Source organism: Burkholderia sp. Bp9004, assembly GCF_003858025.1.
Classification (GTDB): Bacteria; Pseudomonadota; Gammaproteobacteria; order Burkholderiales; family Burkholderiaceae; genus Burkholderia; species Burkholderia diffusa.
Map to the genome: position 1 here is coordinate 75,001 of NZ_QTQD01000014.1, position 24,129 is coordinate 99,129.

Below are 24,129 nucleotides of genomic sequence, written 5' to 3' on the forward strand. Positions count from 1 at the left end.
AGCTATGGTGTAATGCCGGCATGAAAACCGGTAATCAGTTCAACACTGTCGCGCTCGTCGGCCGGAGCAACACGCCCGGCATCGCCGAGCCGCTCGCCACCCTGGCTGCCAGCCTAGCGAAGCTGGGCTTCGAGGTCGTATTTGAAGGCGATACCGCGCGCGAGTTCGGCATCACCGGCTATCCGGCGCTCACCCCGGCCGAAATCGGGGCGCGTGCGGACGTGGCGGTCGTGCTGGGCGGCGACGGCACGATGCTCGGCATCGGCCGCCAGCTTGCGCCGTACCGGACACCGCTGATCGGGATCAACCACGGGCGGCTCGGCTTCATCACGGACATCGCGGCGGCCGACATGCACGCACGCATCCCCGTGATGCTGGCGGGCAAGTTCGAGCGCGAGGAGCGCTCGCTGCTCGAGGCCCGGATCGTGCGCGACGGCGAACCGATCTACCATGCGCTCGCGTTCAACGACGTCGTCGTGAACCGCAGCGGCTTCTCGGGGATGGTGGAGCTGCGCGCGTCGGTCGACGGCCGGTACATGTACAACCAGCGTTCGGACGGCCTGATCGTCGCCACGCCGACGGGCTCGACCGCGTACGCGCTGTCGTCGGCCGGCCCGATCCTCCATCCGCAGCTGCAGGGCATCGTGCTCGTGCCGATCGCGCCGCACGCACTGTCGAACCGGCCGATCGTGCTGCCCGACGATTCGAAGATCGCGATCCAGATCGTCGCCGGGCGCGACGTCAACGTGAATTTCGACATGCAGTCGTTCACCGCGCTCGAACTGAACGACACGATCGAGGTGCGCCGCTCGAAGCACACGGTGCCGTTCCTGCACCCGGTCGGCTACAGCTATTTCTCGACGCTGCGCAAGAAGCTGCACTGGAACGAACACGCGTCGAACGAAGACGACAAGGCGTTCTGACGCCCCTGAGCCCGACACCATGCTCCGCCACCTCTCGATTCGCGACTTCGTCATCGTCGCCGCGCTCGATCTCGAATTCGACAGCGGCTTTACCGTCTTTTCCGGCGAAACCGGCGCCGGCAAATCGATCCTGATCGACGCCCTCGCCCTCGCGCTCGGCGAACGCGCCGACGCGAGCGTCGTGCGCGCCGGCTGCGGCCGCGCCGACATCACCGCAGAATTCACGCCGCACGACCGCGTCGCGCACTGGCTCGACGAACACGCGTTCGACACCGAGGACACCGTGATGCTGCGCCGCGTGATCGACGCGAACGGCCGCTCGCGCGCATTCATCAACGGCACCAGCGCGACGCTTGCGCAGCTGCGCGAGCTCGGCGAGATGCTGGTCGACATCCACGGCCAGCACGCGCACCAGTTGCTGATGCGCCCCGATGCGCAGCGAGAGCTGTTCGACACGCACGCGGGGCTCGTCGCCGATGCCGCGAACGTCGCACGCGCGTGGCGCGTCTGGCGCGACGCGACGCAGGCGATCGACGCCGCGAAGGCGCACGAGCGCGAACTGCAGCTCGAACGCGAGAAGCTCGCATGGCAGCTCGCCGAGCTCGACAAGCTCGCACCGCAACCGGGCGAATGGGATGAAGTCGGCAGCGAGCACAAGCGCCTGTCGCATTCGGCGAATCTGATCGCCGGCGTGCAGGGTGCGCTCAACGCGCTGTCCGAGGCCGACGACGCGATGCTCCCGCAACTCGGCGCGATCGTGTCGAAACTGCGCAGCCTGGCCGACTACGACACGGGGCTCGGCGACGCGCTCGCATCGCTCGAACCGGCCGAGATCCAGTTGCAGGAAGCCGTCTATTCGCTGTCGCACTACGCGCAGCGCCTCGATCTCGACCCGGCCCGGCTCGCGCAGGTCGAAGCGCGCCTCGACGCGCTGCACTCGACCGCACGCAAGTTCCGGCTGCCGCCCGACACGCTGCACGAGGAACATGCGGCACGCCGCGCGCAGCTCGCCGCGCTCGACGCAGCCGCCGATCTCGGCGCGCTCGAAGCCGCGCAGGCCAAGGCATGGGAAGCCTATCTCACTGACGCGAAACGCCTGTCGAAGGCGCGCGCGCAGGCCGCGAAGGCGCTCGGCACGGCCGTCACGGCCGGCATGCAGGAACTGTCGATGGCGGGCGGCAGCTTCGAAGTCGCGCTCGTGCCGCTCGCCGATGGTGGCGCGCACGGGCTCGAGCAGGTCGAATTCCGGGTCGCCGGACACCCCGGCGTGCCGCTGCGGCCGCTCGCGAAAGTCGCGTCGGGCGGCGAACTCGCACGGATCAGCCTTGCGCTCGCGGTGATCGCGAGTGCCGCCAGCCCGACGCCGACGCTGATCTTCGACGAAGTCGACACGGGCATCGGCGGCGGCGTCGCCGAGGTGGTCGGCCGCCTGCTGCATCAGCTCGGGCGTGACCGCCAGGTACTGTGCGTGACCCACCTGCCACAGGTCGCCGCGCGCGGCGACCATCACTTCCAGGTCGCGAAGGGTGCCGACGACCGCGGCGGCACCGTCTCGTCGGTCGTCCCGCTCGACAAGGCGAGCCGGGTCGAGGAAGTCGCCCGGATGCTCGGTGGGCTCGAGATCACCGCGACGACGCGCAAGCACGCGAAGGAAATGCTCGCGGCCTGACGCAGGCACCCGCTCCCCGAATGAAAAGAGACCGGCGCATGCGTCGGTCTCTTTTCATCGGCAGCAGCGGCCGCCCGATCGCGCCCACCCTGCTCCGGTGATTCGAACGCTCGACTCGAACGCCCGAATCAAACACTCGTTTCAATCGCGCCGAACACCCGCTCCCACAGCGCCGTCACGGCCGCCCGCTCGTCGGTCACCAGCGCCGGATCGACCCGCGCCTTTTCCATCCCGTCGAGCCGCAGCTTGTGTTGCAGCTTCCGGTACTTGCGGTACGCAGCGCCGACGCGCTCGGCTTCGTCCTCGCCCATCAGCCCGAATCGGGCGACCTCGCGCAGCAACGCGATGTTGCCGGTATTGCGGATCAGCTCGGCATCACTCGACGCATGCAGCAGCACCCAGTACTGGACGATGAACTCGATGTCGACCATCCCGCCGCGATCGTGCTTCAGGTCGAACAGCTCGGTCTGGTTCGGGTGGCCGGCGAACACCTTGCCGCGCATGTCGACGATCTCCTTCGCAAGCACCGCCCCGTCGCGCGGCGTCGTCAGCACCTGCTGGCGGATCGCCTCGAAGTCGGCGCCGATCTGCGTGTCGCCCGCGCTGTAGCGGGCACGCGTCAGCGCCTGGTGCTCCCACACCCACGCGGTGTTCGCCGCGTCGCCCTCGCGCAGCTGGTAGCGGCGGAACGCGTCGAGATCGGTCACGAGCAGTCCGGCCTCGCCGTTCGGCCGCAGCCGCAGGTCGATGTCGAACAGCGCGCCGGCGCCGGTCGCGGTCGTGAGCCACGTGATCAGCCGTCGCGTGAACGTCGTGTAGACGTCCGCCGAGCGCTCGTCGGGGTCGTCGTACAGGAAGATCAGGTCGAGATCCGATGCGTAGCCGAGCTCCTTGCCGCCGAGCTTGCCGTACGCGATCACCGCGAACTTCGGCACGTCACGGTGGCGCTTCGCGAGCTGCGACCAGACAACCTCGATCGTCACGTCGAGCACAGCGTCGGCGAGCTCCGAGAGGCGATCGCTCACGTGCTCGACCGACAGCTGGCCCGCCAGATCGATCAGCAGGATGCGGAACACCTCCGCGTGCTGCGCATGCCGCAGCAGGTCCATCTGCTGCTCGGGGCCGTCGGCGGCCGCGAGGCGCGCACGCAATGCGTCCTTGAACGCGGGCCAGTCGAACGGGCTTGCGATCGCTTCGTCGTCGAGCAGTTCGTCGAGCAGTTGTGGATGGCGGATCAGGTAGCCGCCGCCCCAGCGCGTCGCGCCGAGCACCGACAGCACGCGATCGAGCGCGGCGGGATACTCGGTCAGCAGCGCCAGATAGACGCCGCGCCGGCTGACCGTCTCGAGCAGGTCGAACAGCCGCACGATGGTGTCGTCGCGGCGCGCAGCGTCGATCCGCGGCGCAGCCTCGAGCGCGCGCTGCGCGACGCTGTCGAAGCGTTGCCGGCTCTTTTCCGGCAGGCCCGCGTAGCGCGACGACTGCCAGATCGCGCGCAGCCGAGCGAGCACGGTCGCCGGATCGGTGAAGCCCAGCCCGTCGAGGCGCGCGCGCAGCGCGTCGTCTTCGCCGTCGTCGGCGAGCGCCCCGCTCCAGATCCACGACGCGGTGGTGTCCTCGCCCGCCGCGCACGGGCCGCCGCTCACCTTGTCGGCAAAGATCTGGTCGAACTGCGCCTCGACGAAGGTGCGGTAGCCGTCGAGCACCGTCATCAGCGCCGCGTAGTCGGCAAAGCCGAGCGACGCGGCCAACGCCGCGCGCTCGGCCGGATCGACCGGCATCGCGTGCGTCTGCGCGTCGTCGCGGTACTGCAGCCGGTGCTCGAGCGTGCGCAGGAAGTTGTAGGCGTCGGTCAGGCGCTCGCGCACGTCCTCGCCGATCAGCCCGCGCGCCTGCGCATGGCGCAGCACCGCGAGCGTCGGCCGTACGCGGAATTCCGCATCCTGGCCGCCGCGGATCAACTGGAACACCTGCGCGCTGAATTCGATCTCGCGGATCCCGCCGCGCCCGAGCTTGATGTCGTCGGCCTTGTCGGGCCGCATCGACGCGCGGCGCGCGGCTTCCTGGCGAATCTGCTGGTGCAGCGAACGGATCGCACCGATCACGCCGAAATCGAGATAGCGGCGGTACACGAACGGCTTGACGATCGATTCGAGCTGCGACGCGAGCCGCTGCGCCGCGTCGCTGTCGCCTTCCGACACGAGCCGCCCCTTGATCCACGCGTAGCGCTCCCATTCGCGCCCCTGCACGTAGAAATATTCCTCGAGCATCCCGAGGCTGCACACGAGCGGCCCCGAATCGCCGTTCGGGCGCAGCCGCATGTCGACGCGAAACACGTAGCCGTCGGCCGTGACTTCGGACAGCACGCCGATCAGGCGCCGGCCGAGCCGCGTGAAGTATTCCTGGGTGGACAGCGGCGAGCGCGTGCCGCCGGCGGTCTCGCCGTCGTCCTCGTAGACGAAGATCAGGTCGATGTCGGACGACACGTTCAGCTCGCGGCCGCCGAGCTTGCCCATCCCGACCACGCCCAGCACGACGCGCTGGCCGTCGGCGCCGCGCGGCTCGCCGTACATCGCCTCGAGTTCGGCCGACAGCAGCGTGAGCGAGCGCTGCACGGCCACCTCGGCGAGATCGGTCATCGCGCCCGTCACCTCGGCGACGTCCGCGACGCCGCGCAGGTCGCGCTCCGCGACCGCGCCGAACACCTCGACACGCAACTGCCGCAGCGCGCGCTTCAGTTGCTCGTCGCCCGGCGCGGCCGCGCCGGCCGGCGATGCGAGCAGTTCGGTCAGGCGCGCGTCGAGCTGCGCACGGGCGAGCGGCGCGGCGGCCCACGCGGCGATCTGGTCGGACAGCGCGGGACGCGCGGCGGCCGCGCGGGCGATATAGCGGGAGTAGGACTGGCTGATCAGGGCGGAAGCGTCGGTCATCGAAAAGCGGGCCTGGCGGTCGGGCCCGCCGCCGCGGGAGAACGCTTGCGCGCCCCGCCGCCGACAGGCCCCGTGGACTCGGCGCGGTGTCGCGACGCGGATGCGCCGCCGCGAAAACCGCGCGCCGGAAAGCCCGTGCCGTGCTGCCGCAACGGCCGCCGGCACGAACCCCTGTGATACATTTCAACGTCAGTCTGCAAAACTACCATATCGCCGCCCTTCCGCCGCATGTCCGACCGTCAGGAATCCGCCTTAGCTGAGCCCGAAGCGGGACCTCCGAAGCACGATCATCCAGTCCTGCGTCACGTGTTCAGGGTGACGCTGGCAGTCGGGATCGGCACGTACTTCGTCGCGGCCGGCGCGTTCCTCGGGCTGCGCTACGTGGTGCTGCCGCGCATCGACGAATTTCGCCCGCGCATCGAGCGCGCGGTGTCCGACAAGCTCCACGCGCAGCTCTCGATCGGCAAACTGTCCCCCCACTGGTCCGGCATGCAGCCGGGCGTCGAAGTCGCCAACCTCACCATTCGCGGCCGTGACGGCCAGATCGCGCTGTCGGTCCCGCACGCGACGGCCGCGCTGTCGTGGTTGTCGCTGCTGCGGCTGTCGCCCGCGCTGTCGAGCCTGATCGTCGACCATCCGGACCTCGTCGTCGCACGCGCGGCCGACGGCTCGCTGAGCATCGCGGGCGTCGGCGTCGCGACCACCCATGGCGGCAACGACACGTTCGGCACCTGGCTGCTGAAGCAGGAAGCGATCGTGCTGCGCAACGGCACGCTGCGCTGGCGCGACGCGCAGCACGATGCACCGGAGCTCGCGCTGTCCGGCATCCGCCTCGCGGTGCTCAACGACGGCCGCGAGCACAAGGCCGCGCTTCAGGCGCCCGCGAACGGCACCCTGCTGCTCGGCCCGCTCGATTTCCGCGCGCGCTTCCGGCACAAGCCGCTCGCGCCGATCGGCAAGCCGACGAACTGGACCGGCGACGCGTATCTGTCGACCGGCCCCGTCGACCTGCAGACGCTCGGCCGCTATCTCGACATACCGCTCACGATCCACGCGGGCCGCATCGACAACGCAATCTGGGCGACCTTCCAGAACGGCCACCTGCGCTCCGCCGGCGGCGACCTGCAGGGCGCCGACGTCGTGCTGCGCGTGCGGCCGACCCAGCCGCGCCTCGACGTGCCGACGGTCGGCTTCGGCTGGGATATGGCGCTGGACGCCGGCCGCGACTACACGCTGCACCTGACGCGCTTCAACGCGGAGCTCGGGCAGCCGCCGCTGCCGGACGGCACGCCGCTCGCCCGCTCGCTCGCGCTGTCGACGCTGACCGCCCGCTACCGCGTGCCGGCCGCCGACCAGGGGCAGCTCCTGAGCGTCGTCGGCGACCGCGTCGATCTCGGCATCCTCAGCGAGTTCATCCGCGGGCTGCCGCTGCCGGCGCGGTTGCGCAACGAACTGATCAAGCTCGACCCGCGCGGGATGGTGTCGAATTACCACATCGAGGTCGAACGCGCGAAGCCGGCGCGGGCCGAGCTCGCCGACGAAGAGCGTCGCACCGGCGCCGCACCGATCGTCCGCTACCGCTTCCTGGGCGACCTGCAGGGCATCAGCTTCGCCGCGCAGGAGCCGCCCCCCGGCCTCTCGCCGCGTGGCCATCCGCGCGCCGGCTGGCCGGGCGTCGAGAACCTGTGGGGCCGCGTCGACGCGAACGAGACGGGCGGCGCTGCGCACTTCGACACGGTCAACGCCGCGGTCACGGTGCCCGGCGAATTCGACGAGCCGCGCCTGACCTTCGACCGGCTGCGCGGCAACGCGAAATGGGTGATCACGCCGGCGCCGGGCGAGAAGCACGCGCGCGTCGACGTGACGTTGCCGGACCTGTTCGTCGCAAACCCCGATGCGGAAATCGCGGTGTCGGGCTCGTACACGAACCCCGGCCACGGCCGCGGCTCGCTCGACCTGCGCGCGGATTTCGCGCGCGCGTCGGTGGCGCGCATTCCGCGCTACCTGCCGACGGGGATGTCCGAGCACCTGCGCGACTACCTCGGCCATGCGCTGCAGGACGGCCAGGTGTCCAAGGGCGCGTCGATCGTCGCCCGCGGCCCGCTCGAGAAATTCCCGTTCGAACACGAGCCGGATGCCGGCGTGTTCCATATCGTCGCGCCGTTCACCGGCGGCCGCTTCGAGCCGACGCCGTACCCGCCGCGCAAGCTCGCGAACGGCACGCCGAGCGTCTGGCCCGCACTCGACGGGATCGACGGCGTGTTCGAGCTCGCGCAGAACAAGCTGCGTTTCGACATCGCGCGCGCGCACTACAAGCGCGTCGCGCTGACGAAGGTCGCCGGCCGGATCAACGATCTCGGCAACCCGTCGACGTCGCCGCTCGTCATCGACGGCCATGCGCAAGGCCCGCTCGCGGACCTGATCGACTACGCGGACAACAGCTCGCTCGGCGCGATGAGCGGGCACATCGGCCAGCGGATCGATGCGCAGGGGCCGGCGGCGCTCGCGCTCAAGATCACGATTCCGCAGCACGTTCCGCATCCGCATACCCACGTCGAAGGCGCACTCGCGTTCGGCGGCAACACGCTGTCGACCGACGGCGTGCCGCCGCTGTCCGCGCTGCGCGGCAGCGTGCGCTTCTCCGAGACTGGCGCATCGCTGCACGACCTGTCGGGGCGCTTCCTCGGCGGCCCCGTGCGCGCGAACGGCAACTTCCAGTCGCACGGCCCGTACGCAGTGGACGTCGACGGCAAGCTCGCGCTCGACGCCGCGCGCGGGATGAACCTGCGCGGCACGGCTGCGGCCCTGCTCGAGCACGTGGTCGGCGACGCACCGTACCAGCTCGCCGTGCGCGGCGCGCCGGGCCGCCTGCCGGAGGTCACCGCGCGTTCCGACCTGACGGGCGTCGCGTTGAACTTCCCGGCGCCGTTCGCGAAACCGGCCGGCACGCCGATGCCGTTCCGCTTCACGCTGCAGCCGGCCGCCGAGGCGGGCGGCAAGCGCCTCGAGCATGCCGACCTGACGCTCGGCCCCGTGTCCGCGACCTACCTGCTCGACGCAACACCCGGCCAGCCGCTGCGCGCGGTGCGCGGCGCGATGGGCATCCACCGGATGCCCGACCTGCCGCAGGACGGCGTGAGCGCCGCCGTCGACGTCGACGAACTCGACGCCGACGCCTGGCTCGCACTGGCCCGCACGCTGCAGCACGACGCGCCGCGCGCGCCGGAACCGCAAGCCGCGCCGCGCATCGACGTCGCGAGCTTCACGCCGAAACGCTTCGCGCTCCACTTCGGCACGCTGAAGCTGCTCAAGCGCAACTGGGAAAACGTGATCATCGGCGCGTCGCACATCGACGAGTTGTGGCAGGCGAACATCGCGTCGAACCAGGTCTCGGGCTACCTGTCGTGGGCGCCGGGCGGCGGCCACAACGGCGCGGGCGTGCTGAACGCGCGGCTCGCGAAGCTCGTGATTCCGCAGAGTGCGCAGCACGACCTCGTCGGCCGCGCGATGAACCTGCCGACGCCGACCGACCGGCCGATGCCGTCGGTCGACCTGATCGTCGACCAGGTCGTTGCACGCGATCACGACATCGGCCGGCTCGTCGTCAATGCGCGCAACATCGAGGAAGACGGCGCGCCGGTGTGGCAGCTCGACAAGCTCGAGCTGGCGAACCCGGCCGCAAAGCTGACGGCAACCGGCAACTGGCGCACGTCGCGCCGCGCGCTGGCCCGCGGCGTCGACGAAAACGATGCACCGCGCCGCAGCGTGTTCGACTTCAAGCTCGACGTCGGCAACGCGGGCGCGCTGCTCGACCTCGTCGGCCTGCCGCGCACGCTGGCGGACGGCCACGGCACGGTGACCGGCAAGGTCGGCTGGCGCGGCGGCCCGACCGCGGTCGATCTGCCGTCGCTCGGCGGCCAGATCGCGCTCGACCTGGAGCACGGCCAGATCCTGAAGGTCGATCCGGGCGCCGCGAAACTGCTCGGCGTGCTGAGCCTGCAGAGTCTCGCGCGCTTCCTGACGCTGAATTTCCGCGACGTGATCGGCAAGGGACTGCCGTTCGACAAGATCACGGGCACCAGCCGGATCTCGAACGGGATCGCACGCACCGACGACTTTTCGATGACGACTGCGCCGGCGAACGTGACCGTGCGCGGCGCGGTCGACCTTGGCACCGAGACGCAGGACCTGCACGCGCACGTCGCGCCGAAGATCGGCGCCGGCACGGCCGCGATCGCGGCCGCGATCATCAATCCGCTGCTCGGCGTCGGCGTGCTGGCGGCGAACTACGCGCTGTCGGAGACGCTGTCGCACGCGTTCGCGCTCGACTACGCGATCACCGGCTCGTGGGCGCATCCGCACATCGAGCGGGTGCGAGGCGATCAGGGTAAGATGAATCACGGTCCGGCCGATGCGGCGAGCCACTGACGCGCGCAGGGTGCCGGGCCGCACCCCATTTATGACGCAACCGATCCAGCGATGACCGATCACGCCCGTTCCGCCACGCCCTTTCGGGTCGCCGCGCTGCAGATGGTGAGCACGCCGGACGTCGCACGCAATCTCGCCGAAGCCGGACGCCTGATCGCGGAAGCGGCCGGTGACGGCGCGCAGCTCGTGCTGCTGCCCGAGTATTTCTGCTTCATGGGCCATCGCGACACCGACAAGCTCGCGCTCGCCGAACCCTACCGCGACGGTCCGATTCAGCGCTTCCTCGCGGAGGCCGCGCATCGTCACGGCATCTGGGTGATCGGCGGCACGCTGCCGCTGAAGGCGCCCGAACCCGATCGCGTGCTGAACACGACGCTCGTGTTCGACCCGAGCGGCAACGAAGCGGCCCGCTACGACAAGATCCACCTGTTCAACTTCGAGAAAGGCGACGAATCGTTCGACGAGGCGCGCACGATCCGCGCGGGCGACACGGTCGTCACGTTCGACGCGCCGTTCGGGCGGGTCGGCCTGTCGGTCTGTTACGATCTGCGCTTTCCGGAGCTGTACCGCAGGATGGGCGACTGCGCGCTGATCGTCGTGCCGTCGGCGTTTACGTATACGACGGGCCGCGCGCACTGGGAAATGCTGCTGCGCGCGCGGGCCGTCGAGAACCAGTGCTACGTGCTCGCGGCCGCGCAAGGCGGCAAGCACGAGAACGGCCGGCGCACCTGGGGCCACAGCATGCTGATCGACCCGTGGGGCGAAATCGTCGCGGTCCGCGACGAAGGCGCGAGCGTCGTGACCGGCACGCTCGATCCGCAGCGCATCGCCGACGTGCGCCAGAGCCTGCCCGCGTGGCGGCATCGCGTGCTGGCCTGAACCGCTGATCCGCCCTGGCGCTTGAAACGCCGCCCGGCCAACCCATCTGCCCAGAACGCACCCGACAACTTTTTGAGAACCCTCGATACCCGCATGAACATCATCGAACCCGGCATCCGCAATCTTGCGCTGGCGAAGGACATCCTCCTCACGCCGTACGGCCTCGACGAGAGCCTGCTCACGCGCACGATCGCCGACATCTTCACGCATCGCGTCGACTACGCGGACCTGTACTTCCAGGCGACCCGCAGCGAAGCGTGGAGCCTCGAGGAAGGCATCGTGAAGTCGGGCAGCTTCAGCATCGACCAGGGCGTCGGCGTGCGCGCGGTCGCGGGCGACCGCACCGCGTTCGCCTACTCGGACGACCTGTCGCCGGAAGCCATCGCCCAGGCGGCCGCGGCCACCAAGGCGATCGCGGCGGCCGGCGGCGGCCGCCAGAAGATCAAGGCGGCAACGTCGCTGAAGGGCATCTCGGGCCGCGACCTGTATCTGCCGTCCGATCCGCTCGCGTCGCTCGACGCGACGGCCAAGGTCAAGCTGCTCGAGCGCATCGAGCAGATGGCGCGCGGTCGCGACCCGCGCGTCACGCAGGTGATGGCGGGGCTCGCCGGCGAATACGATGTTGTGCTGGTCGCGCGCAGCGACGGCGCGCTCGCCGCCGACATCCGGCCGCTCGTGCGCGTGTCGGTCACGGTGATCGCCGAACAGAACGGCCGCCGCGAAATCGGCTCCGGCGGCGGCGGCGGCCGCTTCGACTACGGCTACTTCACCGACGAAGTGCTGTCGCGCTACGTCGACGACGCCGTGCACGCGGCGCTCGTGAACCTCGACGCGCGCCCTGCCCCGGCTGGCGCGATGACGGTCGTGCTCGGGCCGGGCTGGCCGGGCGTGCTGCTGCACGAGGCGATCGGCCACGGCCTCGAGGGCGACTTCAACCGCAAGGGTTCGTCGGCGTTCGCCGGCCGGATCGGCGAGCAGGTCGCCGCGAAGGGCGTGACGGTGGTCGACGATGGCACACTGCCGAATCGCCGCGGCTCGCTGAACATCGACGACGAAGGCAACCCGACGCAGTGCACGACGCTGATCGAGGACGGCATCCTGAAGGGCTACATCCAGGACACGCTGAACGCGCGCCTGATGAAAATGCCCGTCACCGGCAACGCGCGGCGCGAGTCGTATGCGGCATTGCCGATGCCGCGCATGACCAATACGTACATGCTGAACGGCGACAAGGATCCGCAGGAAATCATCGCATCCGTGAAGAACGGCTTGTACGCGGTGAACTTCGGCGGCGGCCAGGTCGACATCACGAACGGCAAGTTCGTGTTCTCGGCGTCCGAGGCGTACATGATCGAGAACGGCAAGATCACCTACCCGGTGAAGGGCGCGACGCTGATCGGCAGCGGCCCGGAATCGCTGAAGTACGTGAGCATGATCGGCAACGACATGTCGCTCGACTCGGGCGTCGGCGTGTGCGGCAAGGAAGGCCAGAGCGTGCCGGTCGGCGTCGGCCAGCCGACCCTGCGGATCGACAAGATGACGGTCGGCGGTACGGCATAACCGCATCGCGGCGCAGACAATCCGCGCATTTTGCCGAAAACGCGCGGATTGTCCGCATTTTCGCGCATCCCCGGTTGCCAGCGGCCTGGCGCCGGGGTATAAATTCCGAATCAACTTTTTTGACGAACCGAATCTCCGTCATGTCCGCCAAGTTTTATTTTTACTTTTTTTGGCATCTCAGACCGCTGGCGGATCGAGAGGGTTGATGGCGCGTAAAGCGCAACCGAAATTCCCGAAAAAACCGCCGGCGAACCCGGCGGTTTTTTTTCGCCCTTCGCCACCCGGTCCCCGCCGCAGCGGATCCCGCGGTTCCGACCGGAATCACTGAATTGCTTGAATTGATGAATCTGCCGCACGCGCACTGACCGAACGGCGCCCGCAAAATTAGGAGAAACAGCATGCCCCCGCACAACACCGATGATGTCCGCATTCGCGAACTCAAGGAACTGACGCCGCCCGCCCACCTGATCCGCGAATTCGCGTGCTCCGAAGCCGCGTCCGAGCTGATCTACAACTCGCGCCAGTCGATGCACCGCATCCTGCACGGGATGGACGACCGGCTGATCGTCGTGATCGGGCCGTGTTCGATCCACGATACGAAGGCGGCGATCGAATACGCGGGGCGGCTCGTGAAGGAGCGCGAGCGCTTCAAGGGCGAGCTGGAAATCGTGATGCGCGTGTACTTCGAGAAGCCGCGCACGACGGTCGGCTGGAAGGGGCTCATCAACGATCCGCACCTCGACAACAGCTTCAAGATCAACGAAGGGCTGCGCACCGCGCGCGAACTGCTGCTGCAGATCAACGAGATGGGGCTGCCGGCCGCGACCGAATACCTCGACATGATCAGCCCGCAGTACATCGCCGACCTGATCTCGTGGGGCGCGATCGGCGCGCGCACGACCGAGTCGCAGGTGCACCGCGAACTCGCGTCGGGGCTGTCGTGCCCGGTCGGTTTCAAGAACGGCACCGACGGCAACGTGAAGATCGCGGTCGACGCAATCAAGGCCGCATCGCAGCCGCACCATTTCCTGTCGGTGACCAAGGGCGGCCACTCGGCGATCGTGTCGACGGCCGGCAACGAGGACTGCCACGTGATCCTGCGCGGCGGCAAGACGCCGAACTACGACGCGGACAGCGTGAACGCCGCGTGCGCGGACATCGGCAAGGCGGGCCTCGCCGCGCGCCTGATGATCGACGCGAGCCACGCGAACAGCTCGAAGAAGCACGAGAACCAGATCCCCGTATGCGCGGACATCGGCCGCCAGGTTGCGGCCGGCGACGAGCGCATCGTCGGCGTGATGATCGAGTCGCACCTCGTCGAGGGGCGCCAGGACCTGAAGGAAGGCTGCCCGCTGACCTACGGCCAGAGCATCACCGACGCGTGCATCGCGTGGGACGACAGCGTGAAGGTGCTCGAAGGCCTCGCGGAATCGGTGAAGGCACGGCGCGTCGCGCGCGGCAGCGGCAACTGATCGCCGGCAGGCCCGAGGCGGCGCGTGCCACCCGCGGCCTGCGCCGCAAGAAGAAAGCCCGGCTCGCGCCGGGCTTTCTGGTTGGCAAGCAGCCGTCGTCAGGCGCTCACTCGAGCGCGCCCGAACCGAAGATCTCGGTATTGATGCGCTCCGGCGCGACGCCGAGTGCGACCAGCGCGTCGCGCTGCGCCTTCATGAACGCGATCGGGCCGCAGACGTAGTAGTCGGCATCCGGCACCAGCGCGTATTGCTTCACGCGTTCCGGCGTCAAGCGCCCCTCGAGGTCATGATCGACGCCGCCCCGGTCGTTCGGGCCGACCAGCTCGTACAGCACCGTGCGCTTCACGTTCGCGTGTTCGCGCACCGTATCGTTCAGCCAGTCGCGGAACGCATGCACCGCGCCCGACCGGCACGCGTGGACGAACCGCACCTCGCGCGTGCTGCCTTCGCCGACCAGCGTCGATGCCATCGACACCATCGGCGTCAGGCCGACGCCGCCGGAGATCAGCACGACCGGCGTATCGACGCCGCGCTTCAGCGAGAATTCACCCATCGGCGCGGTCACTTCGACGATCGCGCCCTCCTCAACGCCGTCATGCATCAGCGTCGATACCTTGCCGGGCGGGATCGCTTCCGGCTGGCCGGCCTCGCGCTTCACCGAGATGCGCAGCCACTTGCCGTGCGGTGCGTCGGACAGGCTGTACTGGCGCGGCTGGTCGACGCCGAGGTCGCCGACGAAACGCTTCACCGTGACGTACTGGCCCGGCGCGAAGGTCGGCGCCTCGCCGCCGTCGGCAGGCGTCAGGTAGAACGACGTGATCTCGTCGCTTTCACGCACCTTGCGGGCGACCCTGAACGGACGGAAGCCGCTCCACGCGGCGCCCGCGTACAGGTCGGCCTCGGCGCCGATCAGGATCTGCGCGAGCTGGCCGTACGCGACACGCCATGCCTCGAGCGTCTCCGCGTCGACCGCGTCGCCGAGCACTTCAACGATCGACGCGAGCAGATTCTCGCCGACGATCGGGTAATGCTCGGGACGGATGTTCAGGCTCGCGTGCTTGTGCGCTATGTGCGACACCGCCCCGCCGAGCGCGCCGAGGTTGTCGATGTTCGCCGCATACGCATAGACCGCCTTCGCGAGCGTTTCCGGCTGGCTGCCGGTCTTCTGGTGCGTCTGGTTGAACAGGTTCTTCAGTTCCGGATGGCGCGCGAACATGCGCTGGTAGAAGTGCTTCGTGATCGTCGCACCGTGCACGGCGAGGACAGGGGCAGTGGCCTTCACACGAGCCATCTGGTCAGCGGTGATGTGGGTCATGTTCGATTTCTCCGTTAAACATGCACATACGATACATCTTTAAAAATCGACGCCCCTCGGGCAAATTGTCGCAGCGCGCAAAAACGCGACAGGGCGTCAGCGGACGCGCCCGCGCTCCCACAGCACATCCGAGCCGCCACCCGCGCGGTTCAGCACGCGCGCCAGCACGAACAGCAGGTCCGACAGCCGGTTCACGTAACGCCGCGGCGCATCATTGAGCGTGTCGTTCCGCCCGAGCGCGACGATCGAGCGCTCCGCGCGGCGGCACACCGTCCGGCATACGTGCGCGAGCGACGCCGCGCGCGAGCCGGCCGGCAGGATGAATTCCTTCAGCGGCGGCAGCGTCGCGTTGTAGTCGGCGAGCCACCGGTCGAGGCGCGCGAGGTGCGTGTCGTCGAGTACCGCGTGGCCGGGAATGCACAGCTCGCCGCCGAGATCGAACAGGTCGTGCTGGATCGTGACGAGCGCGGTGCGCACGTCGTCCGGCAGCGGCTCGGCAAGCAGCACGCCGAGGTTCGAGTTCAGTTCGTCGACGTCGCCGATCGCGGCGATCCGCGCGTCGTCCTTGCCGATGCGCCGTCCGTCGCCGAGACCCGTGGTGCCGTCGTCGCCCGTGCGCGTCGCGATCTTGCTCAAGCGGTTGCCCATGCGAATCTCCTCTCGTGCGCGGCCGCAATGCGGCCCGGTTGCCTAGGAACGCGATTATCGCAGCCCGCGGCGGCGGGCGCAGCGGGCGTTACAGCGTAGAATGGGCCGAAAGTTTGACAAGCAGTCGTCAGGAGACATTCGTGAATCACCCTGCCCCGCCGGCCACCGCGCGCCGCCCGCTGCCCTCCGCCATGCTCGATGCGCTGCGCGCCGCCTTCGGCGAGCGCGTCTCGACCGCCGACGCCGTCCGCGCCCATCACGGTCGCGACGAATCGCCGTTCGATCCGCAACTGCCCGATGCCGTCGTATTCGCCCACAACGCCGATGAAGTTCGCGAAGTGGTCTCGCTGTGCGCGCTCTACGGCGTACCGCTGATCCCGTACGGCGCCGGCTCGTCGCTCGAAGGCCACCTCCTCGCCGTGCGCGGCGGCGTCTCGCTCGACCTGTCGGAAATGAACCGGGTGCTGTCGATCAACGCGGAAGACCTGACCGTCACGGTCGAGCCGGGCATCACGCGCAAGGCGCTCAACGAAGCGCTGCGCGACACCGGCCTGTTCTTCCCGATCGATCCGGGCGCCGACGCCAGCATCGGCGGCATGACCGCGACCCGCGCATCGGGCACCAACGCCGTGCGCTATGGAACCATGCGCGAGAACGTGCTCGGCCTGACCGCCGTGCTCGCCGACGGCCGTGTCGTGAAGACGGGCTCGCGCGCGCGCAAGTCGTCGGCCGGCTACGACCTCACGCGCCTGTTCGTCGGCTCCGAAGGCACGCTCGGCGTGATCACCGAGATCACGCTACGCCTGCATCCGCTGCCCGAAGCCGTGTCGGCCGCGATCTGCACGTTCCCGTCGATGGGCGACGCCGTGCGCACCGTGATCGAGACGATCCAGATCGGCGTGCCGATCGCACGCGTCGAGTTCGTCGACGCGCTCGCGGTACGCTCGATCAACCGCCACTCGAACCTGACGCTCGCCGAAGCGCCGACGCTGTTCTTCGAATTCCACGGCACCGAAGCCGGCGTGAAGGAGCAGGCCGAGCTCGTGCAGACGCTTGCGGGCCAGAACAATGGCCAGGGCTTCGAATGGGCGACCCGCCCCGAGGATCGCACGCGGCTCTGGGCCGCGCGCCACAACGCGTATTTTGCGATGCTGCAGCTCAAACCCGGCTGCCGCGCGGTGACGACCGACGTGTGCGTGCCGATCTCGCAACTCGCCGCGTGCGTCGAGGAAACCGAAGTCGACCTGCGCGCATCGTCGCTGCCCTGCCCGATCGTCGGCCACGTCGGCGACGGCAATTTCCACGTCGCGATCCTGATCGATCCCGACAAGCCCGAGGAAATCGACGAAGCCGAACGCATCAACGACCGGATCGTCGAACGCGCGCTGCGCCTCGGCGGCACCTGCACCGGCGAGCACGGCGTCGGCCTGCACAAGATGCGCTTCCTGCCGAAGGAGCACGGCGACAACGCGATCGACGCGATGCGCGCGATCAAGCTCGCGCTCGATCCGCGCAACCTGATGAATCCCGGCAAGATCTTCACGTGCTGACACGGCGGCGCGCTGCCGCGCCGCCCGCTGGAGACCCCATGAACGCTTCCGTCGAACTGTCGAGCGCAACCCGCGCGCAACGCCAGCGCGAAGTCGTGCAGGCGCTGATGGCCGTGCTGCCGACGCATTGCCTGCTGTTCCGCGACGAAGATACGGCGCCGTACGAATGCGACGGCCTGTCCGCGTACCGCCGGCTGCCGCTCGCGGTCGCGCTACCCGAAACCGAATCGCAGGTGCAGCGGATCGTGCAGATCTGCCGCCGCATGGAAGTGCCGATCGTGCCGCGCGGCGCGGGCACGAGCCTGTCCGGCGGCGCGCTGCCGATCGTCAACGGCGTCGTGCTGTCGCTCGCGCGCTTCACGCGCATCGTCGAGGTCGATCCGTACGCGCGCACGGCCACCGTGCAGCCCGGCGTGCGCAACCTCGCGATTTCGGAAGCGGCCGCGCCGTACGGGCTGTACTACGCACCCGATCCTTCGTCGCAGATCGCCTGCACGATCGGCGGCAACGTGGCGGAGAATTCCGGCGGCGTCCACTGCCTGAAATACGGGCTGACGGTGCACAACGTGATGCGCGTGCGCGCGGTCACGATCGACGGCGAGATCGTCGAATTCGGCTCACTCGGCCTCGACACGCCGGGCCTCGACCTGCTCGCGGTGATGATCGGCAGCGAAGGAATGTTCGCGCTCGTCACCGAGGTCACGGTGAAGCTGATCCCGAAACCGCAGACCGCGCAGCTCGTGATGGCGAGCTTCGACGATGTCGTGAAGGGCGGCGAGGCGGTCGCCGCGATCATCGCGTCGGGCATCATCCCGGCCGGGCTGGAGATGATGGACAAGCCGGCCACGCAGGCCGTCGAGGCGTTCACGCACGCGGGTTACGACCTCGACGCGAAGGCGATCCTGCTGTGCGAATCGGACGGCACGCCCGAGGAAGTCGCGGAGGAAATCGTCCGCATGACGGCCGTGCTGCGCGAGCATGGCGCGACGCGAATCCAGGTGTCGCGCAACGAAAGCGAGCGGCTGCGTTTCTGGTCCGGCCGCAAGAACGCGTTTCCTGCCGCGGGACGCATTTCCGCCGACTATTACTGCATGGACGGCACCGTGCCGCGCCGTGCGATCGGCCCCTTGCTCGCGCGCATCGAGCAACTCGAAACGCGCTACGGGCTGCGCTGCATCAACGTGTTCCATGCCGGCGACGGCAACATGCATCCGCTGATCCTCTACAACGCGAACGATCCGGACGAGCTGCACCGCGCCGAGCAGTTCGGCGCGGAAATCCTCGAATGCTGCGTGGAATTCGGCGGCAGCGTGACCGGCGAGCACGGCGTCGGCATCGAAAAGCTCAATTCGATGTGCGTACAGTTCTCGCCGCAGGAGCGCGATGCGTTCTTCGCGGTCAAGCGCGCATTCGATCCGGCCGGGCTGCTCAACCCCGACAAGGGCATCCCGACCCGCGCGCGTTGCGCCGAGTACGGCCGCCAGCACGTCCGTGGGGGGCTGCTGCCGCACCCCGACCTGCCGCGCTTCTGAGCGCCGCGCAGTCGCGCGGCCCGTGCCGGCCGTGCGCGTGGCGGCTGCATGCCTTCGTCATACGGGGCTTAGGGATAGTCGCGATGTGGATTCGCGCCACCCCGGTACAATCGACCGGACAACAACGAGGCAGCAACAGAACATGGAAGAGGACGACATCGTCGCCGGATGGGCCGAGCGTATCCGTGCCGCCAGTGCCGACGGCCGGCCGCTGCGGATTCGCGGTGGCGGCACCAAGGACTGGTACGGCCAGGCGCTGGACGGCGAAATACTCGACACGCGCTCGTTTCAGGGCATCGTGTCGTACGATCCGGCCGAGCTCGTCGTCACGGTCCGCGCGGGCACGCCGCTCGCGCAGCTTGAAACCGTCCTCGCCGAGTGCGGCCAGATGCTGCCTTTCGAGCCGCCGCATTTCGGCCGCGCGGCCACCGTCGGCGGCTGCATCGCGGCGGGCCTCGCGGGCCCGCGCCGCGCGACCTGCGGCGCGCCACGCGATTTCGTGCTCGGCGTCACGCTGATGAACGGGCGCGGCGAAATGCTGCGCTTCGGCGGGCAGGTCGTGAAGAACGTCGCCGGCTACGACGTGTCGCGGCTGATGGCCGGCTCGCTCGGCACGCTCGGGCTGATGCTCGACCTGTCGATCAAGGTGCTGCCGGTGCCGGTCGCCGAAGTCACGCTGAAGTTCGAGGTGACCGCGACCGACGCGGTGCGCAAGCTCAACGAATGGGGCGGCCATCCGCTGCCGGTCAGCGCGAGCGCTTGGCGCAACGGCACGCTGGTGCTGCGGCTGTCGGGCGCCGAGGCCGCCGTGAAATCGGCGAAGACGCTGCTCGGCGGCGAAGTCGTCGACGCGGTCGAGGCCGAGCGATTCTGGGCCGGCCTGCGCGAGCACACCGATCCGTTCTTTAACGGCATTCCGCCCGGCTATGCGCTGTGGCGCCTCGCGCTGCCGTCGATCACCGAACCGATGCACCTGCCCGGCACCCAGCTGATGGAATGGGGCGGTGCGCAGCGCTGGTGGATCACCGACGCCGACGCGCAGACGGTGCGCATGAGCGCGAAGCAGGCCGGCGGCCATGCGACGCTGTTCCGCGCGGGCGATTCCTACGACCGCAGCGCGGGCGTGTTCACGCCGCTGCCCGCGCCGCTGATGAAGATTCACCGCGGGCTGAAGACGGCGTTCGATCCCGCGCGCATCTTCAACCGCGGCCGGCTCTACCCCGACCTCTGAGGGCTCGATGCAAACGAACCTCGCCGATTTCATCCGCAATACGCCCGACGGCGACGAGGCCGACGCGATCCTGCGCAAGTGCGTGCATTGCGGCTTCTGCACCGCGACGTGCCCGACCTATCAGCTGCTCGGCGACGAACTCGATGGCCCGCGCGGCCGCATCTACCTGATCAAGCAGATGGTCGAAGGCGCGCCCGTCACGCGCAGCACGCAGCAGCACCTCGACCGCTGCCTCACCTGCCGCAGCTGCGAGACGACCTGCCCGTCGGGTGTCCAGTACGGCCGGCTCGTCGAGATCGGCCGCAAGCACGTCGAAGCGCAAGTGCAGCGCCCCGTGCAGCAGCGGCTCGTGCGTCGCTTGCTCGCGAGTCTCGTGCCGAACGCGACGCTGTTCTCGCCGATCATGCGGCTCGGCCAGCACGTGCGGCCGCTCTTGCCGAAACGGCTGCGCGACAAGGTGCCGCCGCGCACGCGACTGCTCGAATGGCCGCAGCGCACGCATCCGCGCAAGATGCTGATGCTCGCCGGCTGCGTGCAGCCGTCGATGCTGCCGAACATCAACATCGCGACCGCGCGCGTGCTCGACGCGCTCGGTGTCGAGACGATCGTCGCGCCCGACGCGGGCTGCTGCGGCGCGATCCGCCTGCACCTGAACTATCACGACGAAGCGCTCGACGACGCGCGCCGCAACATCGACGCGTGGTGGCCGTACGTCGCGCAAGGCGCCGAGGCGATCGTGATGAATGCATCGGGCTGCGGCGCGACGGTGCTCGAATACGCGCACCTGCTGCGCGACGATCCGGCCTATGCGGAGAAGGCGCAGCACATCGTCGCGCTGACGCGCGACATCTCCGACGTGCTGCTCGCGTTCGAGGCCGAGATCTCGACGCTCGCGCGACGCCGCGCGATCCATACTGTCGCGTATCACCCGCCGTGCACGTTGCAGCACGGCCAGCAGTCGCGCGGCAAGGTCGAGCGCCTGCTCGAGACGCTCGGCATCGACGTGCGGCTGCCGGCCGACAGCCATCTGTGCTGCGGGTCGGCCGGCACCTATTCGCTGACGCAGCCGTCGCTGTCGTACCGGCTGCGCAAGCAGAAGCTGCAGAAGCTGCAGGCACTCGAGCCGCAGATGATCGTGTCCGGCAACGTCGGCTGCATCGCGCACCTGCAAAGCGGCACGCAGATTCCCGTCGCGCACTGGATCCAGCTCGTCGAGCATCTGCTGTACGGCTAGCACGGCGCCTGCGGCGGCGTCCGTATAATGGGTGATTCGAAGCGGCGCGTGCCGTGCCGCATTCGTCACCGTACTCGCTGCCGTACTCGTTCCCCGTGCCTGCTTCCGTGCCCGTCATGTCCGACTTCGCCGCCCGTCTCGACTCCGTTCACCGCCGCATCGCCGACGCCGCCCGCGCGGCCGGCCGCGATCCCGCCACCGTCTCGCTGCTCGCCGTGTCGAAGACTTTTCCCGCCGACGACGTGCGCACCGCGCATGCGGCCGGACAACGCGCGTTCGGCGAGAACTACGTGCAGGAATCGATCGACAAGATCGACGCGCTCGCCGACCTGCGCGCGGACCTCGAATGGCATTTCATCGGGCCGCTGCAATCGAACAAGACGCGCCCGGTCGCCGAACGGTTCGACTGGGTCCATTCGGTCGACCGGCTGAAGATCGCGCAGCGCCTCGCCGAACAACGCCCCGCGCACCTGCCGCCGCTCAACGTGTGCGTGCAGGTGAACATCAGCGGCGAGGCGTCCAAGAGCGGCGTCGCGCCGGCCGACGTGGCCGAGCTTGCGCGAGCGATCGCCGCGCTGCCGGCGCTGCGGCTGCGCGGCCTGATGGCGATTCCCGAACCGGCTGGCGATATCGACGCGCAACGCGTGCCGCATCGCGCGCTGCGCGCGCTGTTCGACGCATTGCGCGCCGAGGGCCTGCCGCTCGACACGTTGTCGATGGGCATGTCCGCCGATCTCGAAGCCGCGGTGCTCGAAGGCGCGACGATCGTGCGCGTCGGCACCGCGATCTTCGGCGCGCGCGACTATTCGCACTGAGCGCTGCGCTTTTCCGCCTTTCCGTTCAATCACCTGCTCAATCTGACATCATGAAAATCGCATTCATCGGCGGCGGCAACATGGCCGCGGCCCTCATCGGCGGCCTGATCAAGCGCGGCGTCGCCGCTGACGGCCTGTATGCCATCGACGTCAACGAGGACGCCCGCGCGCGCGCGGCGCAGCAGTTCGGCGTCCGCACCGGCGCGGCCATCGACGCGACGCTCGCGGACTACGACGCGATCGTGCTCGCGGTGAAACCGCAGGCGCTGAAGGACGTCGCGCAAGCGCTCGCGCCGCATTTGAAATCGCAGCTCGTGATCAGCATTGCGGCAGGCATCCGCGGCACCGACCTCGCCCGTTGGCTCGGCGACTACGCGCGCGTCGTGCGCACGATGCCGAACACGCCCGCGCTGGTCGGCATGGGCGTGACGGGTCTCGCCGCGCTGCCGGGCGTCGACGCGGCCGGTCGCGAGCTCGCGTCGAACGTGCTCGGCGCGGTCGGCGAGATCGTGTGGTTCGACGACGAAGCGCAGCTCGATGCGGTCACGGCAATCTCGGGCAGCGGCCCGGCCTACGTGTTCTACTTCATCGAAGCGCTGCAGGAAGCCGCGCGCCGCCTCGGCATGAACGACGAACAGGGCCGCGCGCTTGCGGTCGCGACGTTCGCGGGCGCCGCGCAACTCGCCGCGCAATCGGGCGAGCCGGCAAGCGTGCTGCGCGAGCGCGTGACGTCGAAGGGCGGCACGACGGCCGCCGCGCTCGCGTCGTTCGACGCGCAGGGCGTGAAGGAAGCGATCGTGCGCGGCGCGCTCGCAGCCGAGGCACGCGCGAAGGAAATGGGCGACGAGCTCGGCCGCGCGTAAGCGCGGCGACCGCCGCCGGGCTTCCGGCGCCGGCAACAAAAAAAAGCGGCCTCGGCCGCTTTTTTTGCTGGCATCGCGCATCGGCGCGCGGCCCCTTCAGTTGCCGGCCGCACCCGCCAGCAGGTAATGCGCGGCGATTCCCGCGAACAGCACGCCGCCGAGCCAGTTGTTGTGCCGGAACGCCGCGAAGCACGGCATCCGCTCGCGCCCCTTGATCAGCGTGTAGTGATACAGCGCGCAGCCGACCGCAGCCGCCCAGCCGGCCCAGTATGCGAGGCCGAAGCCGAGCGTCACGCCGATCCATACGTAGATGCCGAGCGTCACCGCATAGCATGCCATCACGGCCGCGACGTCGAAGCGGCCGAACGTCAGCGCGGACGTGCGAATCCCGATCTTGATGTCGTCGTCGCGATCGACCATCGCGTATTCGGTGTCGTACGCGACCGACCAGAAGATGTTCGCGATCAGCATCACCCATGCGAGCATCGGCACCGTGTCCTGCACGGCCGCGAAGGCCATCGGGATGCCAAAGCCGAACGCGATGCCGAGATACGCCTGCGGAATCGCGAAGAATCGCTTCATGAACGGATACGAGCCGGCGACGAACAATGCGACGACCGACAACTCCTTCGTCAGCGTGTTGAGCGGCAGGATCAGGAGAAACGCGATGAACGACAGCACCACCGCGATCGCGATGGCTTCCCATGCGCGGATCTTGCCCGACGTCAGCGGCCGATCGGCCGTGCGCTTCACATGACGGTCGAAATCGCGGTCGGCATAGTCGTTCATCGCGCAGCCGGCCGAGCGCATCAGCAGCGTGCCGAGTGCGAAGATCACGAGCAGCGGCCAGCGCGGATGGCCGTCCGATGCGATCCACAGTGCGTTGAGCGTCGGCCAGAGCAGCAGCAGGCTGCCGATCGGCTTGTCCATCCGGACGAGCCGCAGATACAGGGGAAAGCGGGCAAGCATGGCGAAGCACCGGGAAGATAATCCCGGCATTTTAGAGCGGAGGCACGGTTCGCGTCATGTCGGGATGGCCCGCGGCCGGGTGGCGCGGCCCGCGCGTCGGCCGCTCCGGCC

At 69.0% G+C, this 24,129-nt stretch carries 17 protein-coding genes; 12 read left to right on the forward strand and 5 right to left on the reverse strand.

Annotation, left to right across the window (positions count from 1 at the left end; translation table 11 throughout):
- Positions 1–20: 20 nt before the first annotated feature.
- The gene (locus DIE08_RS17215; RefSeq protein WP_124624948.1) at positions 21–923 is read left to right on the forward strand and encodes an NAD kinase; all 903 of its coding nucleotides are present in this window, start codon (positions 21–23) and stop codon (positions 921–923) included.
- 19 nt (positions 924–942) lie between these two features.
- Positions 943–2,592 (forward strand): DNA repair protein RecN, encoded by a 1,650-nt coding sequence (gene recN / locus DIE08_RS17220; protein WP_124902654.1) that lies wholly within the window; start codon positions 943–945, stop codon positions 2,590–2,592.
- A gap of 128 nt (positions 2,593–2,720) precedes the next feature.
- Here the strand turns inward: recN and glnE are convergent, their stop codons facing one another.
- Complete coding sequence (gene glnE, locus DIE08_RS17225) at positions 2,721–5,522, reverse strand: bifunctional [glutamate--ammonia ligase]-adenylyl-L-tyrosine phosphorylase/[glutamate--ammonia-ligase] adenylyltransferase (protein ID WP_124902656.1); 2,802 nt, start codon at positions 5,520–5,522, stop codon at positions 2,721–2,723.
- A 228-nt stretch (positions 5,523–5,750) separates the two neighbouring features.
- Here glnE and DIE08_RS17230 point away from each other — a divergent pair, with 228 nt between their 5' ends.
- The 3 genes from DIE08_RS17230 to tldD all read left to right on the forward strand — a co-directional run bounded on the left by DIE08_RS17230 (position 5,751) and on the right by tldD (position 12,389).
- Positions 5,751–9,950 (forward strand): YhdP family protein, encoded by a 4,200-nt coding sequence (locus DIE08_RS17230; protein WP_124902658.1) that lies wholly within the window; start codon positions 5,751–5,753, stop codon positions 9,948–9,950.
- Positions 9,951–10,001: 51 nt separating this feature from the next.
- Positions 10,002–10,829 carry a carbon-nitrogen hydrolase family protein gene (locus DIE08_RS17235; RefSeq protein ID WP_124902660.1) on the forward strand — a complete coding sequence of 276 codons (828 nt, stop codon included), beginning with the start codon at positions 10,002–10,004 and terminating at the stop codon, positions 10,827–10,829.
- Positions 10,830–10,922: 93 nt separating this feature from the next.
- Complete coding sequence (gene tldD / locus DIE08_RS17240; protein WP_059451318.1) at positions 10,923–12,389, forward strand: metalloprotease TldD; 1,467 nt, start codon at positions 10,923–10,925, stop codon at positions 12,387–12,389.
- Between the two features lie 110 nt (positions 12,390–12,499).
- Here the strand turns inward: tldD and DIE08_RS17245 are convergent, their stop codons facing one another.
- Positions 12,500–12,745, reverse strand: coding sequence for a hypothetical protein (locus tag DIE08_RS17245; RefSeq protein WP_162499696.1), 246 nt, complete (start codon positions 12,743–12,745; stop codon positions 12,500–12,502).
- Between the two features lie 42 nt (positions 12,746–12,787).
- On the opposite strand from DIE08_RS17245, the gene aroG reads away from it, so the two are divergent.
- Positions 12,788–13,861, forward strand: a complete 1,074-nt coding sequence (gene aroG, locus DIE08_RS17250) for a 3-deoxy-7-phosphoheptulonate synthase AroG (protein WP_059465445.1) — start codon at positions 12,788–12,790, stop codon at positions 13,859–13,861.
- Between the two features lie 106 nt (positions 13,862–13,967).
- On the opposite strand, the gene hmpA is transcribed toward aroG, so the two are convergent.
- On the reverse strand, positions 13,968–15,176 hold the full coding sequence (gene hmpA, locus DIE08_RS17255) for an NO-inducible flavohemoprotein (protein WP_124902662.1): 1,209 nt from the start codon (positions 15,174–15,176) through the stop codon (positions 13,968–13,970).
- 96 nt (positions 15,177–15,272) lie between these two features.
- The gene (locus DIE08_RS17260) at positions 15,273–15,824 is read right to left on the reverse strand and encodes a cob(I)yrinic acid a,c-diamide adenosyltransferase (RefSeq protein ID WP_124902664.1); all 552 of its coding nucleotides are present in this window, start codon (positions 15,822–15,824) and stop codon (positions 15,273–15,275) included.
- Between the two features lie 140 nt (positions 15,825–15,964).
- Here DIE08_RS17260 and DIE08_RS17265 point away from each other — a divergent pair, with 140 nt between their 5' ends.
- The 6 genes from DIE08_RS17265 to proC all read left to right on the forward strand — a co-directional run bounded on the left by DIE08_RS17265 (position 15,965) and on the right by proC (position 23,049).
- Positions 15,965–17,374 carry an FAD-binding oxidoreductase gene (locus DIE08_RS17265; protein ID WP_124624927.1) on the forward strand — a complete coding sequence of 470 codons (1,410 nt, stop codon included), beginning with the start codon at positions 15,965–15,967 and terminating at the stop codon, positions 17,372–17,374.
- A 38-nt stretch (positions 17,375–17,412) separates the two neighbouring features.
- The gene (locus DIE08_RS17270; RefSeq protein ID WP_124902666.1) at positions 17,413–18,906 is read left to right on the forward strand and encodes an FAD-linked oxidase C-terminal domain-containing protein; all 1,494 of its coding nucleotides are present in this window, start codon (positions 17,413–17,415) and stop codon (positions 18,904–18,906) included.
- A 142-nt stretch (positions 18,907–19,048) separates the two neighbouring features.
- Positions 19,049–20,137, forward strand: coding sequence for a glycolate oxidase subunit GlcE (gene glcE / locus DIE08_RS17275; RefSeq protein WP_124902668.1), 1,089 nt, complete (start codon positions 19,049–19,051; stop codon positions 20,135–20,137).
- 7 nt (positions 20,138–20,144) lie between these two features.
- Positions 20,145–21,371, forward strand: a complete 1,227-nt coding sequence (gene glcF, locus DIE08_RS17280) for a glycolate oxidase subunit GlcF (RefSeq protein WP_059608286.1) — start codon at positions 20,145–20,147, stop codon at positions 21,369–21,371.
- Between the two features lie 116 nt (positions 21,372–21,487).
- A complete protein-coding gene (locus DIE08_RS17285; RefSeq protein ID WP_124624919.1) occupies positions 21,488–22,186 on the forward strand; it encodes a YggS family pyridoxal phosphate-dependent enzyme in 699 nt (232 codons plus the stop codon).
- Between the two features lie 50 nt (positions 22,187–22,236).
- Complete coding sequence (gene proC, locus DIE08_RS17290) at positions 22,237–23,049, forward strand: pyrroline-5-carboxylate reductase (RefSeq protein ID WP_124902670.1); 813 nt, start codon at positions 22,237–22,239, stop codon at positions 23,047–23,049.
- A gap of 96 nt (positions 23,050–23,145) precedes the next feature.
- Here the strand turns inward: proC and ubiA are convergent, their stop codons facing one another.
- Complete coding sequence (gene ubiA, locus DIE08_RS17295; RefSeq protein ID WP_059608284.1) at positions 23,146–24,018, reverse strand: 4-hydroxybenzoate octaprenyltransferase; 873 nt, start codon at positions 24,016–24,018, stop codon at positions 23,146–23,148.
- Positions 24,019–24,129 lie beyond the last annotated feature (111 nt).

Bases quoted from the DNA above. Each gene is read 5' to 3' on its own strand.
- DIE08_RS17215 (WP_124624948.1), top strand. From the start codon at position 21: ATGAAAACCGGTAATCAGTTCAACACTGTCGCGCTCGTCGGCCGGAGC.
- recN (WP_124902654.1), top strand. From the start codon at position 943: ATGCTCCGCCACCTCTCGATTCGCGACTTCGTCATCGTCGCCGCGCTC.
- glnE (WP_124902656.1), bottom strand. From the start codon at position 5,522: ATGACCGACGCTTCCGCCCTGATCAGCCAGTCCTACTCCCGCTATATC.
- DIE08_RS17230 (WP_124902658.1), top strand. From the start codon at position 5,751: ATGTCCGACCGTCAGGAATCCGCCTTAGCTGAGCCCGAAGCGGGACCT.
- DIE08_RS17235 (WP_124902660.1), top strand. From the start codon at position 10,002: ATGACCGATCACGCCCGTTCCGCCACGCCCTTTCGGGTCGCCGCGCTG.
- tldD (WP_059451318.1), top strand. From the start codon at position 10,923: ATGAACATCATCGAACCCGGCATCCGCAATCTTGCGCTGGCGAAGGAC.
- aroG (WP_059465445.1), top strand. From the start codon at position 12,788: ATGCCCCCGCACAACACCGATGATGTCCGCATTCGCGAACTCAAGGAA.
- hmpA (WP_124902662.1), bottom strand. From the start codon at position 15,176: ATGACCCACATCACCGCTGACCAGATGGCTCGTGTGAAGGCCACTGCC.
- DIE08_RS17260 (WP_124902664.1), bottom strand. From the start codon at position 15,824: ATGGGCAACCGCTTGAGCAAGATCGCGACGCGCACGGGCGACGACGGC.
- DIE08_RS17270 (WP_124902666.1), top strand. From the start codon at position 17,413: ATGAACGCTTCCGTCGAACTGTCGAGCGCAACCCGCGCGCAACGCCAG.
- glcE (WP_124902668.1), top strand. From the start codon at position 19,049: ATGGAAGAGGACGACATCGTCGCCGGATGGGCCGAGCGTATCCGTGCC.
- glcF (WP_059608286.1), top strand. From the start codon at position 20,145: ATGCAAACGAACCTCGCCGATTTCATCCGCAATACGCCCGACGGCGAC.
- DIE08_RS17285 (WP_124624919.1), top strand. From the start codon at position 21,488: ATGTCCGACTTCGCCGCCCGTCTCGACTCCGTTCACCGCCGCATCGCC.
- proC (WP_124902670.1), top strand. From the start codon at position 22,237: ATGAAAATCGCATTCATCGGCGGCGGCAACATGGCCGCGGCCCTCATC.
- ubiA (WP_059608284.1), bottom strand. From the start codon at position 24,018: ATGCTTGCCCGCTTTCCCCTGTATCTGCGGCTCGTCCGGATGGACAAG.